Origin of the sequence: Candidatus Fonsibacter ubiquis (genome assembly GCF_002688585.1) — a bacterium.
GTDB lineage: Bacteria > Pseudomonadota > Alphaproteobacteria > Pelagibacterales > Pelagibacteraceae > Fontibacterium > Fontibacterium commune.
Genome location: NZ_CP024034.1, coordinates 218,043 through 232,955, shown reverse-complemented (window position 1 = coordinate 232,955; position 14,913 = coordinate 218,043). Strand labels below are relative to the sequence as shown.

Sequence of the window (14,913 nt, the reverse complement as noted above, 5' to 3'; positions counted from 1 at the left end):
ACATCAAAATGTTAATTCAGCACACTTTTTGGAGGTAAGCAAATATTAAAATTGAAGTTAAAAATGACAATCTAGAGCAAGCTCTTCGAGCTCTCAAAAAAAAATTACAAAGAGAAGGAGTATTTCGCTTACTTAAAATCAAAAGTCACTTTGAAAAACCCTCCGAAAGAAAAAAAAGAGAAAAAGACGAAAATACCAGAAGAGTTAAAAAATTTAAAAAATTGAAGGCTCGTTATTGAGCTTGAAGCCAAAAAGTAAAATCTTAAAGTAGAAAAATAGCCATCAACACTAGTAACACCACTATTGCGACAGAAGTATAAGTAGTTAATTTTATAAAATTAGACCAAGTTTTTCTTTGTGGATCAATATCCATAAACTAACCCTGTCGTGCTTTAAATTTTGGGTTTTTTTTGTTAATTACGTAAAGTTTCCCTCGTCTTCGAACCACTTTGCAATTAATATCTCTTTTTTTTAGAGATTTTAAGGAACTCACAACTTTCATAAGGGGTTTAAATATATATTAATTTAAGATTTGTAAAGATAAGTTAACGTTTATTCTTTAAAAAATTATTAATGTAATCTTTTAATCTTATTTTAGCTGATAATCTTATAATCTTATTATTCAAGTTCATTCTTGTTAAAGCAGAGGCATAGCGTTCCCCTTCTCTTCTTGGTAAATACCTAATTTTACTTTTAAACATCTTTGCAAGTTGAATAATGCTATAAGATTCTTTACTTGCAATCGAATAATGTTTGCATTTATTTTTTTTCCAAGCAAAAATACAAGCTTTGATCGTATCAAAAACGTGAGTAAATCTTCTTACTTGTGTACCTGGTTTTACTATAGGTAATTTTTTGCCTCTTAAAAAATGATTTTCAAATATTCCAACAACTGTTGCCATGTCTCCTTCACAAATTTGTTTTTCTCCATAAACATTATAAAAATAAATAACTTCGTACCGAAATCTAAACCACTTCCTTAAATTTTCCAATAACTCTAAATTCTTAGCCTTTGAAAAAGCATAAGGTGATAAGTTCATATCTTCTCCTTTGTTTCCTAAGCTTGCAGAGGTCGCGGAATAAATTAGTCTAATTTTATTCTTTAATGAAAAATTAAATACATTTGAACTTCCTTCAATATTAGAACTAAAACATTCATTTATCTTATTAAAACTTTGATAAATTCTCGCAAATTCTCCAAAATGAAAAATAGTGTTAATTTTAGTAATATATTTCTTTAATAAAATTTCAATATTTTTAGTACTACCCTTTAAATACTTAACTCGTTTGTTATTGATATGATTTTTAATTAGACCAGAAGAGTAATCATCGATACTTAAAATATAAAATTTTTTAAATTTTAATAACTCAGAAATTAAGTTGGAGCCTATAAACCCAGCTCCCCCAGTAACCACTAATATATTTCTCATTAAAATTTAAGAAGGATTTAAATAAAGCCTGGCAACGACCTACTCTTCCGTGCCTTAAGACAAAGTACCATTGGCGCTAAAGGGCTTAACTGCCGAGTTCGGAATGGGATCGGGTGTTACTCCTTTGCAATAATCACCAGGCAAATAACTAATATTACATATATATTTTAAAGTAAACATTAATTGAAAAAACAATTAATGTCATTTTTTATTATGAAAACTGCTTTTATTTTTGGTACGCGTCCCGAAATAATAAAACTATCCCCTATAATTAAATTGTTTGAGAGTAAAGGGATAAAATTTTTTATAATTCATAGTGGGCAACATAAAGACTATAATATGAATCGAATATTTATTAATCAACTAAAAATACCCAAGCCAAAATATTACTTACTTCATAAAAAAAATACTAGTTTTATTAAAAAAACAGTCAAATCTATTAAAAGAATTCTTATTTTGGAAAAACCGACTTTTGTAATTGTCCAGGGTGATACGGATACAGTTCTAGCTGGTGCGGTAGCTTGTAATATTCTTTATCAAAAAGAAAATAATAAAAAAAAAAAATATTACAATTTAGTTCATGTTGAGGCTGGATTGAGATCTTTTGATAAAAAAATGCCAGAAGAAATTAATAGAATTATTACTGATAATATAAGCCAAATATTATTAGCGCCAACAAAAATTGCTAAAAAGAACATTGAAGAGGAAAAAATTAGTCTAGGAAAAGTCTTAGATGTCGGAAATACAATAGTTGATGTTGTTAAAAAATTCAGAAAAAAATTAGATAACAATATTCTTAATAAATTTAATCTACAAAAAAATAAATTTATAATTTTAACGCTTCATAGAAGAGAAACTGTTGACCAAAAAAAAAGACTTAAGTTAATTATTAATACTATTAAAAATAATATAAATTTAAAAAATTTTAAAATAGTTTTTCCAATACATCCCAGAACTGAATCTAAATTAGAAAAAAAAATTTTTTCCAAAAATTTTATAATACTGAAGCCCTTAGATTATTTTAGTTTTTTAAGTTTATTAATAAATTGTAAATTAATTATTACAGACTCTGGTGGCGTACAAGAGGAGGCATGCATACTCATGAAACCATGTATTACAACAAGATTAAATACTGAAAGACCTGAAACTATTATTATTGGGGCAAACATATTAACAGGCTATAACTCAAAAAAAATAAATAGTTCAATAAATTTTTTTTTAAAAAAAAAAAGATATTGGAAAAATCCTTTTGGAAAAGAGGGTGTTAGTAAAAGAATTATGAACAGCCTAAAAAAATTTTATCAATCACTATGATTTTTTTTTTATTACCAGCCTACAATGAAGAAAAAAATATAAAAATTTTATTAAGTGACATTTCTAATTTTTATAAAAAAAAAAATATTTTATTACATATTGTAGTTATAAATGATGGATCCTCTGATGATACTTATAAAAATATTAAAATAACTAAAAAAAAAATTTTTCATAAATTAACTGTTATAAATCATAAAATAAATATGGGACTAGGTTTAACTTTAAAAACTGGCTTCAATCACATTTTAAAAATAGCAAAACCTGACGATATTATAATTACAATGGACTCAGACAATTCTCACACTCCGAAAAATAGTTACCTACTTATCAAAAAAATAAATGAAGGATATGATGTAGTTATAGCATCAAGATATAGCAAATTATCGAAAACTTATGGACTAAGTTATTTAAGAAAAATTTTAAGTTTTATATCGTGTATTATTTTTAAAATTTTTTTTCCCATCAAAAATGTCACTGATTATACCTGTGGTTTTAGAGCGTTTAAGATTAAAAAATTAAGAAATATTATGTTAAATAAAGATTTTTTTAGTGAAAATGGCTTTTCTGTATCTGCTGACATAATATTAAAATTGAAATTATCTAAAATGAAAATTTATTTTGCTGAAATTCCTCTGCAACTTCGTTACGATTTAAAAAGGGGGGAAAGCAAAATGAAAATTACAAAAACAATAATTCAAACTATAAAATTAATGGTATTAAGAAGATTTTTTTATTTTGTTAAAGTTAAATTATAAAATAAATTTAAATCTAGAGATTTTAAAAATTTAAAGGGCAAAAACTCCTCACAAATAATATTATTTTTAAAATGATACCTAAGTATCGATATAAGATTAAATATTGAATTTACATGTTCTGTGGCAATCATATAATCATATTCACTATTATTTAAATTTAACTTATTTTTTACATTAAAAAGTTTTTGATAAAATCGACCTAACCTCCATAAAAAACCAGGATCTGTAGGAAGTGATATTGATAAATTTCCTCCTTTTTTCAATTTGGTTAATACATTAAATAAAAAAATCTCAGGTTCAATAACATGTTCCAAAACATGGGACATAATAATTCTATCGAAATAGTCATTCTTAAAAGGAATCTTGGAGTTAATTGATCTTTTTATTATTATTTTTTTATTTTTGTTAAATTTCATTTTTAGAAAATTAATAGTAAATAAAGAAGAGTCTAACATATAATATTTATCAAAATTTCCGTTCAAATAATTTATATGCGGTGAAGTTCCTGGACCAATTTCTAAAACAAAACCATTCTTTTTTATAAATTTATTTTCAAGACTTTTATGACAGCTATCCATCAAATATCCGACTAATCCTGTATTTTGGTATTTTGAATAGTTTTTAGATAAATTTTTTTCAAAAAGCTTATTTCTATACATTGTTATTTAACAAATTTATTTTTAAAAAAGACATAATTTTTAATTACATATCCATATGTATAACTTAGATATGTTAATAAGATTAATTTGCAAAAATAAACAAATGAAACATTTATATAATAAGTTAGCGAATACTTGTATCCTTTTTCAAAAAATAAACTATTTAAGCTAATAAATAGACAAAATAAAAAAATTACTTTATTTTTTCCTTGATAGTAATTTAATACATAAGGCAATACTAAAAATAAAAAAATTAGTCTATAATCAGCATTTGATCCAAATATAAAAGTAAATATAAAAACTGAAGATCCTAATAAAAATAATTGATGATTTTTTATCAAATGTAGATCTTTATAACCGTTCTTTTTTAATTTTGTATTAAAAAAAGATAAACAAAAAATAAAAAAAACAAAAAATAAAAATGTAAGAATTATTAGATTCTTAAAAAAGTTATAATCTTCAATAACAAAGTAATTATTTTGATTTAAATAAAGAAATATACCTTTTGAAATTGACCTAGAGCCGTATCCAAATACTCTCGAGAACTCTACAATATTTTTATTTATATATGCTATGTCGTCTCTTAAAAAGAAAAATCCTAAAATACTAATCAAAATAGCTATAAAAAAAAATTTTTTATCATTAGAAAAAAAAGGTAACACAAACAAAGGGTAAACTTTTAATAATATCGCAAACAAAAACAAAAAATATTTATAGAAAAATCTAATGTTAAATATAAGCGAAAATATAAGTAAAAATATAATACAATCGGTTGCAAATCTTTCAACTAATAATAAATTTGAAGTAGATAAGGTGGCTAATAAAAAAATTATTTTATCCTTAAAACTTAAAATAAATTTCGATAAATAAAATAAGCAACTAAAATAGAATATTAATAAAAAAAAAATTAATAAATTAAAATTAAAAAGATTTTTTAAATTTAAGAGTTCAAATATTTTTATCCACAAACTTGGATGGGAATTATATGTAGAGTGCCCTTTTGTTATTTCAAAACAACTCTCATATAAAGCCAAACCTGATTCTTTACATTTTAAAAATCTGATATGTGCCTCAAAATCAGAAAAAGCTGGAATTTGTGGTGGTACTGACAAAAACCCAAAAAAATTTATCCAATAATTAGGATAAAATGATAGAGCAATAAAAAAAAAAGATAGGATAATGCTGATGAAAATAGCTAGTAAATTTCTATTTAGCATTTTTTAAAAAGGCACTGTAAGTCAAATCAAAGCCTTTGCTGAGACCAATCTTAGGTTTCCAACCATAAGATAGAGCTATGCTAATATCCAATAATTTTCTTTTTGTTCCATCGGGTTTTGTTTTATCAAAATATATTTTTCCTTTTACTTTCAATTTTTTTTGAATGAAGTTTAAGTAATACTTAATTTTATAATCTTGCCCAGACCCTATATTAATTAGAGTTTCTTTGGTTTTTTTCTTTAAAAAAAAAATACAAGCATCAGCAATATCATCTACATAAATTAACTCCCGTTTCGAATTTCCTGTTCCCCATATTATAATTTTTTTTACTTTTTTATTTTTATAATCATGAACTTTTTTAATTAATGCTGGCAAAAAATGAGATGTATTTAAATTATAATTATCATTAGGACCGTAAGTATTAGTTGGCATTAAACATTTGTAATTAGTTTTATATTGGTAATTATAACTTTCACACATCTTTATACCCGCAATTTTAGCAACTGCATAAGGTTCATTTGTTTTTTCTAATTCACCAGACAAAAGATAAGATTCTTTTATTGGTTGCTTAGAATTTTTTGGATAGACACAACTAGATCCTAAAAAAATTATATTTTTTATATTATTTAAATATGCAGAATGAATTATATTATTTTGGATACATAAATTTTCGTAAATAAATTCTGCTTTGTAATCGTTATTTGCTAAAATGCCGCCTACTCTAGCTGCAGCCATAATGATGGCTTTAGGTTTATTTTTTTTTAAAAAATTAAAAACTTTTTTTTGATCAAATAAATCTAGTTTGTATCTTGATGCAATTAGAATATTTTTATAACCTTTAAATATTAGTCTTCTCAAAATCGAGGATCCTACAAGACCATTGTGTCCAGCTAAGAATATCTTTGTATGCTTATCTAACATTTATTAACTAAGAGAGCCATTTCTCTTTCAACCATTTCTTTAGCTAGATTTTTAATATCAATTTTAGGTCTCCATTTTAAAATTTTTCTAGCTTTTTTTGCATCGCCTAAAAGGGTATCTACCTCTAGAGGTCTAAAATAATTTGAGTCACATTCAATTATACAATTACCTTTTTGATCGTACCCTTTTTCATTGATATCTTTGCCTTTCCAAGTGATGTTTATTTTTAGCTCATTTGCGACAAAATATATAAAATCTTTAACACTATATTGGCGACCCGTAGCGATAACATAATCGTCTGGCTTTTTTTGCTGAAGCATTTTCCACATGGCTACTACATATTCTTTAGCATGACCCCAATCTCTTTTTGCATGAAGATTTCCTATAAATAGTTTTTTTTGTAAATTTAATTTAATCTTACAAAGCGCTATTACTATTTTTCTAGTAACAAAAGTTTCACCTCTCACAGGACTTTCGTGATTAAATAATATACCATTGCAGGCAAAAATCTTATATGCTTCTCGATAATTTACGGTAACCCAGTGAGCATATAGCTTAGCGACGCCATAGGGACTTCTAGGATAAAATGATGTTTTTTCGTTTTGAGGTATCTGTTGAACTTTTCCAAACATTTCTGATGTGCCTGCCTGATAAAACTTTGTTTTTTTAATAAGTTTGTGAAATTTAATTGCTTCCAATATTCTCAAGGCACCCAAAGCGTCAGCATTAGCTGTATACTCCGGAACTTCAAAGGAAACGGACACATGGGACTGTGCCGCTAAATTATATATTTCATCTGGTTGTACTAATTTTATAATTGTTGAAACTGAGGAAGAGTCTGTAATATCTCCATAATGTAAAATAAAATTTCTATTTTTTACATGCGGGTCTTGATACAAATGATCTACTCTCATTGTATTAATAGAAGAAGATCTTCTTTTAACGCCATGAACCACATAACCTTTTTTAATTAAAAAATCTGAAAGGTAAGAGCCATCTTGTCCTGTAACTCCAAAAATTAGCGCTGACTTTGATTTCATAAATATTAAAATTATTTTTCTTTATGATTAAAAAAAAGTTTAATCATATAAACAAGAATAATAAAACCGTCCCGTAATGCGTTTACCTTCTTTTTTCCACCAATTCTAGGTCTTTCATAACTAGGCAAAGATAAGAAAATCATATTATTTCGTCTAGCTTTTATGGGAATTTCAACACATAATCTAAAATCTTGCGATTTAAGATTTAATTTTTTTAAAGAGTTAGTCTTAGCAAGAATATATGTAAATAAAATATCAGAAATTTTTAAAGAAAAAAATAAATTACCTAAAAAAGAAAAAACTTTATTACCAAATAAAGTAATAAAATTATCATCGTCGCTTCCACTTTCTTTACCTAAATATCTAGATGCAAAAACCATATCTTTGTCAGAGCATAATTTTAGCATAATTTCTAAATACTTTGGATCCATCGAGCCATCAGCATTAATAATACAACAAAACTCATTCTTGGTAGAGTTAATACCCTCAATAATAGCGTTTCCATATCCTGTTCCCTTTTGAAATAAAATTCTACATCTAAAATTTCGAATAGAATTTATTGTTTCGATATCTTCTTTTTTTAATATCACTATTTTTTCGCATGGGTATTTTTGTATTTCTTTTAAAAAAAAAGGGAGTGACTCACTCTCATATTTTGCTGGTATAATTAATGTTAAATTATTCATCATTAATAATTTACTAAGAAATCAAACTTCTTTTTGAGATACTTAAAATAAAAAAAATTATGGCTACGGAATATAAATAAAATATATTTTTTTTACTATTAAAATACTTTTTAAAATCGACTTTAGTCTCAAATAATAAAAGAAATATTATTAAAATTAGAGGCTCATAGTACTTATGATATACAGAAAGCTGAATATTAGAAATTATTAAAATTACAAATAATAAAAAATTATTAAAACTTTTTAAAATAAAAGAAAAGATAAATAACAATGAAAAAAATAAAAAAAAATATAATAAATAATTATTTTTAAAAAAAAAATAAGACATATGAAAGAAAATACCACCACCTGTGAAATCTGGGGTATAATTAAAATTATAAATCAGTATAGTCTGAAATAATATTAGTAGTAATAAATATTTTTTTTGATTTAAGAAAAATTTTAATTTATTAAAAATACTTTTTTCTAAAATAAAGTTAATTAAATGGAAAAAAATTATGGTAGAAATCAGTATAATTTTATTCGCAAAATTAAAATCAAAAGCAGTTCCAGCTCCATCAAATCCAGGTGTCTTCCCGGAACTTAAAAAAAATATTTTTAAAATAAACAAATAATAAAATGCTGGAAAGGCTAAACACAAATTAACAAAAATAATTATGAATATACGTTTGTAGTCAAATTTTTGAAAATAATGATAAAAAAAATATATAGAAAAAACTGAAAAATTAGGACTAATGTATGATGACAATGATAAAAATAAAATATTTAATAAACAATAATAAAAATTTTTTTTTTTACTCTCTTTAAATTTTAAAAAATAAAGCAATGATAAAACAAAAAATAATAAACCAAATAATCTGCTATCTGGCCAAATAGCTAAAGATCTAAAAGTTGGTGAAATAAAAATTATGGAGGCTATTATTGCTCCAATATTATTATTTAGAAATTTAAACCTAATTTTTAATGAATGAAAAAAAAATAAAATAAGAAATAATGACAAGTGTAAGTGAATTAGTCTTACAATAAAATCGTATTCAAAAATTCGAAAAAGAAACGCTAAAAATATTATTAAAATAGGCGAATGCCTCTGACCATATTGATCATATTTTAAAAAAGTTTCATGAAAATTATTTGAAAATCTTTCTATTATAGGTTTATAGGCATAATTATAATCATGCGCCGCACCGCCATTAAGATCTTCTCCAATAACAAAACCAAAAATTATCGATAAATACAAAAAAAATAATAATATAATGGAAAAATTTTTCTTAAGAGAGAAATACATTTAATATCTTATAATGTTTATATTATGATTAATAAATAAAAAAACCATGACGAACGTAAGCATCATAATGCCCTATTTCAGAAAAAAAAATTACATAATTAAGTCTGTTAACTCGGTATTAAAACAATCATACAAAAATTTTGAATTAATAATAATTTATGACGATAATAATAAAAATGATCTTCATTTAATCAATGAAATTAAAAAAAAGGATAAAAGAATTAAATTAATAATCAATAAAAAAAACTTAGGAGCTGGATTTTCAAGAAATATTGGAGTCAAAAAATCTAAAGGTGAATTTATAGCATTTTTAGATAGCGATGATTTATGGAAAAAAAATAAACTTAAAAAGCAATTAAATTTTATGAAAAAAAATAAATATAATTTTAGTCATACATCGTATGACATTGTTAGTAATAATATTTTAAGTAGTAAAAAGCAAATAGCAAAAGATCTTACATATCATGAATTAATTAAATCTTGTGATATAGGTCTTTCAACGGTGATTGTTAAAAAAAAACTAATTGAAAATAATCTTTTCCCCAAACTAAAAACTAAAGAGGATTTAGTAGTTTGGTTAAAAATTGTAAAACAAATAAAAATACTTAAAGGACTTAGAGAAACTTTAAGTTCTTGGCAAAGTACGGATAATTCTTTATCTAATTCTACTGTCCAAAAAATACTAGATGCCTTTAGAGTGTATAAATTTTATGAAAAATTTAACACTCTCAAATCGATATATCTAGTTTTGATACTTTCTATAAATTATTTGAATAAAAAATATTTTAAGTTAGTGCTTTATTAACATAAATGTATTCAAAAACTTTTCTAAAGCTCATTTTATATTTGAATACTTTAAAGAAATTTTTTTTTAGTAAATAAGTATTAATATCAGAAAATGTATATTTTTTTAAAATCATATTATCGTAATGATGTTCAAAATATAAGACTTTAACTCTTTTTATTTTATCTTTTGCGCCTTTAATAATATTAAACTCTGAACCCTCGGTATCAATTTTTAACAAATCAATAGTTTTAATATTTTTGGACGTAATGAAATTCTGCAATGTATTTACATTAACATTGATTTTCTTAAATGCTTTTTTCTTTTGAGTAAAAGGATTTAAATACTTGTTTTTTTTTTTATAATAATTTGAAGTGAAATTAATATTATGCACTGTTGAAGATGAACTTTCATTTCCTGAATAAAAATTAATTTTACTTTTTTTTTTTCCTAAAGCATAATTAAATAACTCTATCTTAAATTGCAAATTTTCTTCAAGTGATAACTTATATTTTTTTAAAAAAAAAAAACTAGTTGGATTTGGTTCAAAACAATAAATTTTATCATATGAAAAAAAATTAGAAAAATAATCAATAGTTTCTCCTTTATGAGCACCAACATCTATAATAGTTCTAATTTTATCATTATTAAAAATATTTTTTAAAATATAAGTTACCTTTTTTTTTTGATAGTTGTCAAAAATATTTAAAATAAAAGTAGTAAAATTCAATATCATCTATCCTTATAAATAATCATATAACCTCTAAAATTTTTAATTTTTGGATTCATTATTAAACAATCATTATTGTTTTTTTGATTACAATTATTATAGTTTATAATAAGAGTTTTAATCTGTTTATCAAATCTAAAGACATTTTCGTCTACAGGAAAAAACGGCTTCACTAATGGACTGTATCCATATTTGATTATTTCAGAATTAATTCTCTTTATATTTCTTCCATAAAAGATCAGAGAAGTAATAATTATTAATAATATTATCGTTTTAAGTTTTGAGGAATAATTGTTCTTGAAATTTTGCATATAAATACTTAAAGGGATAAAAATAATAAAAGCTACTAAATGGTAACCTCCATATCTAAGTGCAGGATGTTTAAAAAACCATACAAGAAATAAAATTATTATTATTAAATATACAGACTTATAATTAGGTCTATTTACAGATTTTTTTTTAAAATTATAAAATGCACTAAAAAATATTATACATATTGTTATTATGCCTAACAAAGTGTCACTTACTTTATTAAAAAAATACTCTTTTATCCAATTAGAAATCCAATTGATTCCTGAAATATAAACATCTGGATTTTCTATTCTGTAATTTGGAGAAGCGCCTGCTTTAGACCACAATTCATACCAGTTATTTGCAGAAATAATTTCATTTTTATTTAGGGCCCAAGAAAAATTTTCAATACATAAAAAATTAATTGGATATATGAAGCAGCCAGAGGAAGATAAATTGGAAATAATTAAAAATATTATTGTTAAAAGAGAAATGGTAAATATTTTTATATTAAATACTACATTCCAAAAAAAATTTTTTTTGAAAAAAAACAAAACTAAGAATATAATAAATATTGAATATAATATAAAATAAGTTTTAATAGTTATTATCAAAAGCAAGAGTAAAAATATTTGCTTTAGATTTTCTGATTTATTTTTTATTTTACTTTCGAAATTGTTAATAATTTCAAAAATTTTAATAAATAATATCAATGACAATATTTGACCAGAAAGATCAGCGCCATGCTCAGATAGCCTGTAAAAAAAAATATTAATAAAAATGAATGTTAAAAAATTTAAATAATAAATAAAATCAAATTGTTTTTTCTTATCAAAGATAAATATTTTTCTTAATAGAATAATATTTGAAAATCCTAATACTAAAATTGGACCAATATGAAAAAGATAATATTCAATAAAAGGTAAATAAAACAAAGAATGCAAATAAAATAAAGATGAAGGTGTTCTCCATCCGTGTCCTAGGTTGCCCATTCCAAAAATAATTTTATTTTGTGTTAAATGATACGCAAAAGGAAAATGATAATATGAAAAATCATCATGATTTTTATAAACAAAGATAGCAATAGATAAGATAAAAAAAATTAATATTAAATATAAAAAATCCTTTTTAAAAAAATTTTTTTTAATAAAAATAAAATAAATTAAACCTATTAATAATAATATTGAATTAAATATTTTATTATGAGGAAAAAAAAAATTGGTAAAATATGATATTAAAATTAAAAAAAATAAACCTGATAATCCTACAATGCCAATATTAATTTCTACTACTTGTGATGCACCATTTAATTTTAAAAAATTTGTTAAAAAAAAATATCCATATCCCAATGTTGAAAAAATAATTAAATAATAAAAAATGTTAATTAATATAAATTCCATTACAGATAAAATTTTGTTTTGTATTATTTAATTATTAAACTTTCTTATTAGAGAACATAATATATAAAAGCAAATTGTAATGATTAATAATATTTTTTTAAAATATTTTCCAATTAATGAAAAAAAAATAAATAAAATTATTCTTTTTTTTGTATATTTATTTCCAATTTCTTTAATATCGACCTCTGCTATTAATAACATATTCATTCTTATCATTGATATTTTTTTCGTAATTATATTTTTTAAAGAAAAAAATTATAAATTAATAAATAATAAATCATCTATAGTTTTACTCTTTTTTTGGGTTTATATTTTAATGAACCTTTTTTCTTCTATCGATTTAAATAACTCATTACTGAGAAGCATTGGCGTTATTAGATTTATTATTTTAGCACTTGCCATACAATATTGTTTCAGTCTTGAAAATAATAAATATCAAGGAAAAATTTTAAGTATTTGGACAATAATTTTTTTTATTGTAAGCTTTGATCTTATATTTGAGTCTATATTTGGATTTAATACAGTCGGGTTTAGTTCTTATATGCCTGGTCGACTGGCCAGCTTCTTAAACGCAGAACTCAAAATTGGAAATTTTTATTTTGGCTTTCTTTTTATTATTGCAGCATATGTTTGTGAAAAATATAAAACAGTGTTCTTTTTTTTATCTCTTATAACTTTTGTATCTATAAGTTTATTAATCGGAGAAAGATCTAACTTTGCTAAAGTTATAATCTCCTTATTAATTTTTTTATTTTTTTTTGATAAAAAATTATTTGAACTTAAAAAAATCATTACTTTTATTTTAATATTAGTTATTTGCTCAATAATTATATTAAATTCTGAAAGTAGATTCAGTAGATTTTATGGTCAATTTTTTAATTACATTAAAAAAAATGGATTTAGCCAATATCTTAATATTAGTCAAAATTATGCGCACAATATAACTGCTTATAGAATATTTCTTAATTATCCCCTAGTCGGAGTGGGGGTTAAAAACTTCTACACTGAATGTGTTAAAGATTTATATAATGATGAAAAATTGAATTATAATTTAGCAAGGTGCTCAACCCATCCACATCAATATTATTTCGAAATACTTTCTGAGACTGGAGTTATTGGTTTAATAACTTTTGTTTTAACATTTTTTTATCTACTTTATACAGGTTTCGTAACTTATTTTAAAAAAAGAAATCTTATATTATTAGGATCACTATCATTTCTAACTTCTAGTTTAATACCATTCATACCCTCTGGTAGCTTTTTTACGACTTATGGCGCATCCATTTTTTGGTTAAATATAGGAATAATTCTTTCCTGCACGAATTTTAAAAAAAATAATTGAAATTTAATTAATTAAAAATCTTTTAGAGCCAAATTTTTTATCTTTTTATTTAAATAATGATAAATAAAAAAATAAAAAATAATATTTGTTATAATTAATAAAATGATAAATTTTGTTTTATAAATAAATTTAATTGAAAACATAATAGATAAAAAATTATAAAAATTAATAATAAAAGCAGAAATTATATTTGCCCAAATATTTTTGGTATTAAAAATATTTTTAATAAAAATAAAAATTAAATGATGTAAATGTTTATTGTCCGCATTTAACGTTGGGGCAAATTTATTTTTTCTTCTAAAAATTGAAAATAAATTTTCAAAACATGGATACCATAATAGTAATACTATATAAAAAGGAGACAAATAAGGATTATTGTTTGCTAAATCTATCAATAAATATCCTGAAAACAGAGCTAATATATAAGACCCTGAATCTCCTAAGTACAAAACATTAAATAAATTTAATAAATATAAAATCATTATTATAAATAAAAAATCTTTAATTAGATCTTTATTAAAATTTAAACTAGGTAAAATAAAATAGATAATTAAAAAAATAATTAGAATATAGCCAATTAATAAAGTATTTAACCCATCAATAAAATTACATCCATTTATCAAAACTAATAAACAAAAAGATGTAAAAATAATATTAAACAAATTATTATTAAGTGCAAAATCTAAAATAAAAAAATTAGTTTTAAATATTTTTATTTTTAAGAAAAAAACAAATAAGATTATTAAAATTATCTGGATTAAAATTCTCTTTATTGGATTTGACAAATAATTAATATCCGAGAACAATCCTAACAAAAAAAATGGAATAAACCAAAAATAGTTATTAAGATTAAATTTAAGTAACAAAAAAATTAAAAATAAAGTCCCTCCTAATATTGAAACTTTAGAATGAGAAGTTAAACTTTTGTGTGGTAGATTTTTTTTGTGAATTAGAAAATTAAGTCTTCTTGATAAAAAAATTAAAATTAAACTAAAAATTATATAAGAGAAATAAAAGACCATTTACGATTTTCAATAAACTTAATTAAATAATATTTA

The 14,913-nt window shown here is 22.7% G+C and carries 18 protein-coding genes and 1 rRNA gene; 6 read left to right on the top strand and 13 right to left on the bottom strand.

The annotated features are described in order from the left end of the window. The first annotated feature begins 44 nt into the window (after positions 1–44). Positions 45–239 (top strand): 30S ribosomal protein S21, encoded by a 195-nt coding sequence (rpsU, locus tag CR143_RS01285; RefSeq protein WP_029207103.1) that lies wholly within the window; start codon positions 45–47, stop codon positions 237–239. A 23-nt stretch (positions 240–262) separates the two neighbouring features. Here rpsU and CR143_RS01280 read toward each other — a convergent pair whose 3' ends face one another. The 4 genes from CR143_RS01280 to rrf all read right to left on the bottom strand — a co-directional run bounded on the left by CR143_RS01280 (position 263) and on the right by rrf (position 1,571). Beyond that, the gene (locus CR143_RS01280) at positions 263–373 is read right to left on the bottom strand and encodes an aa3-type cytochrome c oxidase subunit IV (RefSeq protein WP_099340045.1); all 111 of its coding nucleotides are present in this window, start codon (positions 371–373) and stop codon (positions 263–265) included. Positions 374–376: 3 nt separating this feature from the next. Beyond that, entirely contained in the window at positions 377–502 is a 126-nt protein-coding gene (ykgO, locus tag CR143_RS01275) for a type B 50S ribosomal protein L36 (RefSeq protein WP_017969707.1), read from the bottom strand. A 43-nt stretch (positions 503–545) separates the two neighbouring features. Beyond that, positions 546–1,430: an NAD-dependent epimerase/dehydratase family protein gene (locus CR143_RS01270; protein WP_099340044.1), complete on the bottom strand. Its 885-nt coding sequence runs from the start codon at positions 1,428–1,430 to the stop codon at positions 546–548. Positions 1,431–1,456: 26 nt separating this feature from the next. Further along, positions 1,457–1,571, bottom strand: a 5S ribosomal RNA gene (rrf, locus tag CR143_RS01265). Positions 1,572–1,628: 57 nt separating this feature from the next. Here rrf and wecB point away from each other — a divergent pair. Then, positions 1,629–2,744 carry a non-hydrolyzing UDP-N-acetylglucosamine 2-epimerase gene (wecB, locus tag CR143_RS01260; RefSeq protein ID WP_315861504.1) on the top strand — a complete coding sequence of 372 codons (1,116 nt, stop codon included), beginning with the start codon at positions 1,629–1,631 and terminating at the stop codon, positions 2,742–2,744. Next, positions 2,741–3,499, top strand: coding sequence for a glycosyltransferase family 2 protein (locus tag CR143_RS01255; protein WP_099340043.1), 759 nt, complete (start codon positions 2,741–2,743; stop codon positions 3,497–3,499). The genes wecB and CR143_RS01255 overlap by 4 nt, the downstream gene beginning before the upstream one ends. Here the strand turns inward: CR143_RS01255 and CR143_RS01250 are convergent. Together CR143_RS01250 and CR143_RS06335 are read right to left on the bottom strand one after the other, a co-directional pair. Further along, the gene (locus CR143_RS01250) at positions 3,475–4,158 is read right to left on the bottom strand and encodes a methyltransferase domain-containing protein (protein ID WP_099340042.1); all 684 of its coding nucleotides are present in this window, start codon (positions 4,156–4,158) and stop codon (positions 3,475–3,477) included. The two genes, CR143_RS01255 and CR143_RS01250, sit on opposite strands and share 25 nt — an antisense overlap. A gap of 2 nt (positions 4,159–4,160) precedes the next feature. Next, positions 4,161–4,820 (bottom strand): hypothetical protein, encoded by a 660-nt coding sequence (locus CR143_RS06335; RefSeq protein ID WP_157780303.1) that lies wholly within the window; start codon positions 4,818–4,820, stop codon positions 4,161–4,163. Between the two features lie 64 nt (positions 4,821–4,884). On the opposite strand from CR143_RS06335, the gene CR143_RS06330 reads away from it, so the two are divergent. Next, positions 4,885–5,028: a hypothetical protein gene (locus CR143_RS06330; RefSeq protein WP_157780302.1), complete on the top strand. Its 144-nt coding sequence runs from the start codon at positions 4,885–4,887 to the stop codon at positions 5,026–5,028. 336 nt (positions 5,029–5,364) lie between these two features. On the opposite strand, the gene CR143_RS01240 is transcribed toward CR143_RS06330, so the two are convergent. The 4 genes from CR143_RS01240 to CR143_RS01225 are packed head-to-tail and all read right to left on the bottom strand — an operon-like array spanning position 5,365 to position 9,308. After that, on the bottom strand, positions 5,365–6,297 hold the full coding sequence (locus CR143_RS01240) for a GDP-L-fucose synthase family protein (RefSeq protein WP_099340040.1): 933 nt from the start codon (positions 6,295–6,297) through the stop codon (positions 5,365–5,367). Further along, the gene (gmd, locus tag CR143_RS01235; RefSeq protein ID WP_099340039.1) at positions 6,291–7,337 is read right to left on the bottom strand and encodes a GDP-mannose 4,6-dehydratase; all 1,047 of its coding nucleotides are present in this window, start codon (positions 7,335–7,337) and stop codon (positions 6,291–6,293) included. The genes CR143_RS01240 and gmd overlap by 7 nt, the downstream gene beginning before the upstream one ends. Before the next feature lie 11 nt (positions 7,338–7,348). Continuing rightward, complete coding sequence (locus CR143_RS01230; RefSeq protein WP_099340038.1) at positions 7,349–8,026, bottom strand: glycosyltransferase; 678 nt, start codon at positions 8,024–8,026, stop codon at positions 7,349–7,351. 10 nt (positions 8,027–8,036) lie between these two features. Then, positions 8,037–9,308, bottom strand: coding sequence for a hypothetical protein (locus CR143_RS01225; protein ID WP_099340037.1), 1,272 nt, complete (start codon positions 9,306–9,308; stop codon positions 8,037–8,039). A 67-nt stretch (positions 9,309–9,375) separates the two neighbouring features. On the opposite strand from CR143_RS01225, the gene CR143_RS01220 reads away from it, so the two are divergent. Then, positions 9,376–10,113 carry a glycosyltransferase family 2 protein gene (locus CR143_RS01220; RefSeq protein ID WP_157780300.1) on the top strand — a complete coding sequence of 246 codons (738 nt, stop codon included), beginning with the start codon at positions 9,376–9,378 and terminating at the stop codon, positions 10,111–10,113. Here CR143_RS01220 and CR143_RS01215 read toward each other — a convergent pair. Further along, the gene (locus CR143_RS01215) at positions 10,094–10,828 is read right to left on the bottom strand and encodes an FkbM family methyltransferase (RefSeq protein WP_099340035.1); all 735 of its coding nucleotides are present in this window, start codon (positions 10,826–10,828) and stop codon (positions 10,094–10,096) included. The genes CR143_RS01220 and CR143_RS01215 overlap by 20 nt on opposite strands. Further along, positions 10,825–12,513: an LIC_10190 family membrane protein gene (locus CR143_RS01210; RefSeq protein ID WP_099340034.1), complete on the bottom strand. Its 1,689-nt coding sequence runs from the start codon at positions 12,511–12,513 to the stop codon at positions 10,825–10,827. The genes CR143_RS01215 and CR143_RS01210 overlap by 4 nt, the downstream gene beginning before the upstream one ends. Positions 12,514–12,592: 79 nt before the next feature. Between CR143_RS01210 and CR143_RS01205 the strand changes: the two genes are divergently transcribed. Next, complete coding sequence (locus tag CR143_RS01205; RefSeq protein ID WP_099340033.1) at positions 12,593–13,855, top strand: O-antigen ligase family protein; 1,263 nt, start codon at positions 12,593–12,595, stop codon at positions 13,853–13,855. A gap of 11 nt (positions 13,856–13,866) precedes the next feature. Here the strand turns inward: CR143_RS01205 and CR143_RS01200 are convergent, their stop codons facing one another. Beyond that, complete coding sequence (locus tag CR143_RS01200) at positions 13,867–14,877, bottom strand: MraY family glycosyltransferase (protein WP_099340032.1); 1,011 nt, start codon at positions 14,875–14,877, stop codon at positions 13,867–13,869. Positions 14,878–14,913: the final 36 nt, after the last annotated feature.

Bases quoted from the DNA above. Each gene is read 5' to 3' on its own strand.
- CR143_RS01280 (WP_099340045.1), bottom strand. From the start codon at position 373: ATGGATATTGATCCACAAAGAAAAACTTGGTCTAATTTTATAAAATTA.
- ykgO (WP_017969707.1), bottom strand. From the start codon at position 502: ATGAAAGTTGTGAGTTCCTTAAAATCTCTAAAAAAAAGAGATATTAAT.
- CR143_RS01270 (WP_099340044.1), bottom strand. From the start codon at position 1,430: ATGAGAAATATATTAGTGGTTACTGGGGGAGCTGGGTTTATAGGCTCC.
- wecB (WP_315861504.1), top strand. From the start codon at position 1,629: ATGTCATTTTTTATTATGAAAACTGCTTTTATTTTTGGTACGCGTCCC.
- CR143_RS01255 (WP_099340043.1), top strand. From the start codon at position 2,741: ATGATTTTTTTTTTATTACCAGCCTACAATGAAGAAAAAAATATAAAA.
- CR143_RS01250 (WP_099340042.1), bottom strand. From the start codon at position 4,158: ATGTATAGAAATAAGCTTTTTGAAAAAAATTTATCTAAAAACTATTCA.
- CR143_RS06330 (WP_157780302.1), top strand. From the start codon at position 4,885: ATGTTAAATATAAGCGAAAATATAAGTAAAAATATAATACAATCGGTT.
- CR143_RS01240 (WP_099340040.1), bottom strand. From the start codon at position 6,297: ATGTTAGATAAGCATACAAAGATATTCTTAGCTGGACACAATGGTCTT.
- gmd (WP_099340039.1), bottom strand. From the start codon at position 7,337: ATGAAATCAAAGTCAGCGCTAATTTTTGGAGTTACAGGACAAGATGGC.
- CR143_RS01230 (WP_099340038.1), bottom strand. From the start codon at position 8,026: ATGATGAATAATTTAACATTAATTATACCAGCAAAATATGAGAGTGAG.
- CR143_RS01225 (WP_099340037.1), bottom strand. From the start codon at position 9,308: ATGTATTTCTCTCTTAAGAAAAATTTTTCCATTATATTATTATTTTTT.
- CR143_RS01220 (WP_157780300.1), top strand. From the start codon at position 9,376: ATGCCCTATTTCAGAAAAAAAAATTACATAATTAAGTCTGTTAACTCG.
- CR143_RS01215 (WP_099340035.1), bottom strand. From the start codon at position 10,828: ATGATATTGAATTTTACTACTTTTATTTTAAATATTTTTGACAACTAT.
- CR143_RS01210 (WP_099340034.1), bottom strand. From the start codon at position 12,513: ATGGAATTTATATTAATTAACATTTTTTATTATTTAATTATTTTTTCA.
- CR143_RS01205 (WP_099340033.1), top strand. From the start codon at position 12,593: ATGATTAATAATATTTTTTTAAAATATTTTCCAATTAATGAAAAAAAA.
- CR143_RS01200 (WP_099340032.1), bottom strand. From the start codon at position 14,877: ATGGTCTTTTATTTCTCTTATATAATTTTTAGTTTAATTTTAATTTTT.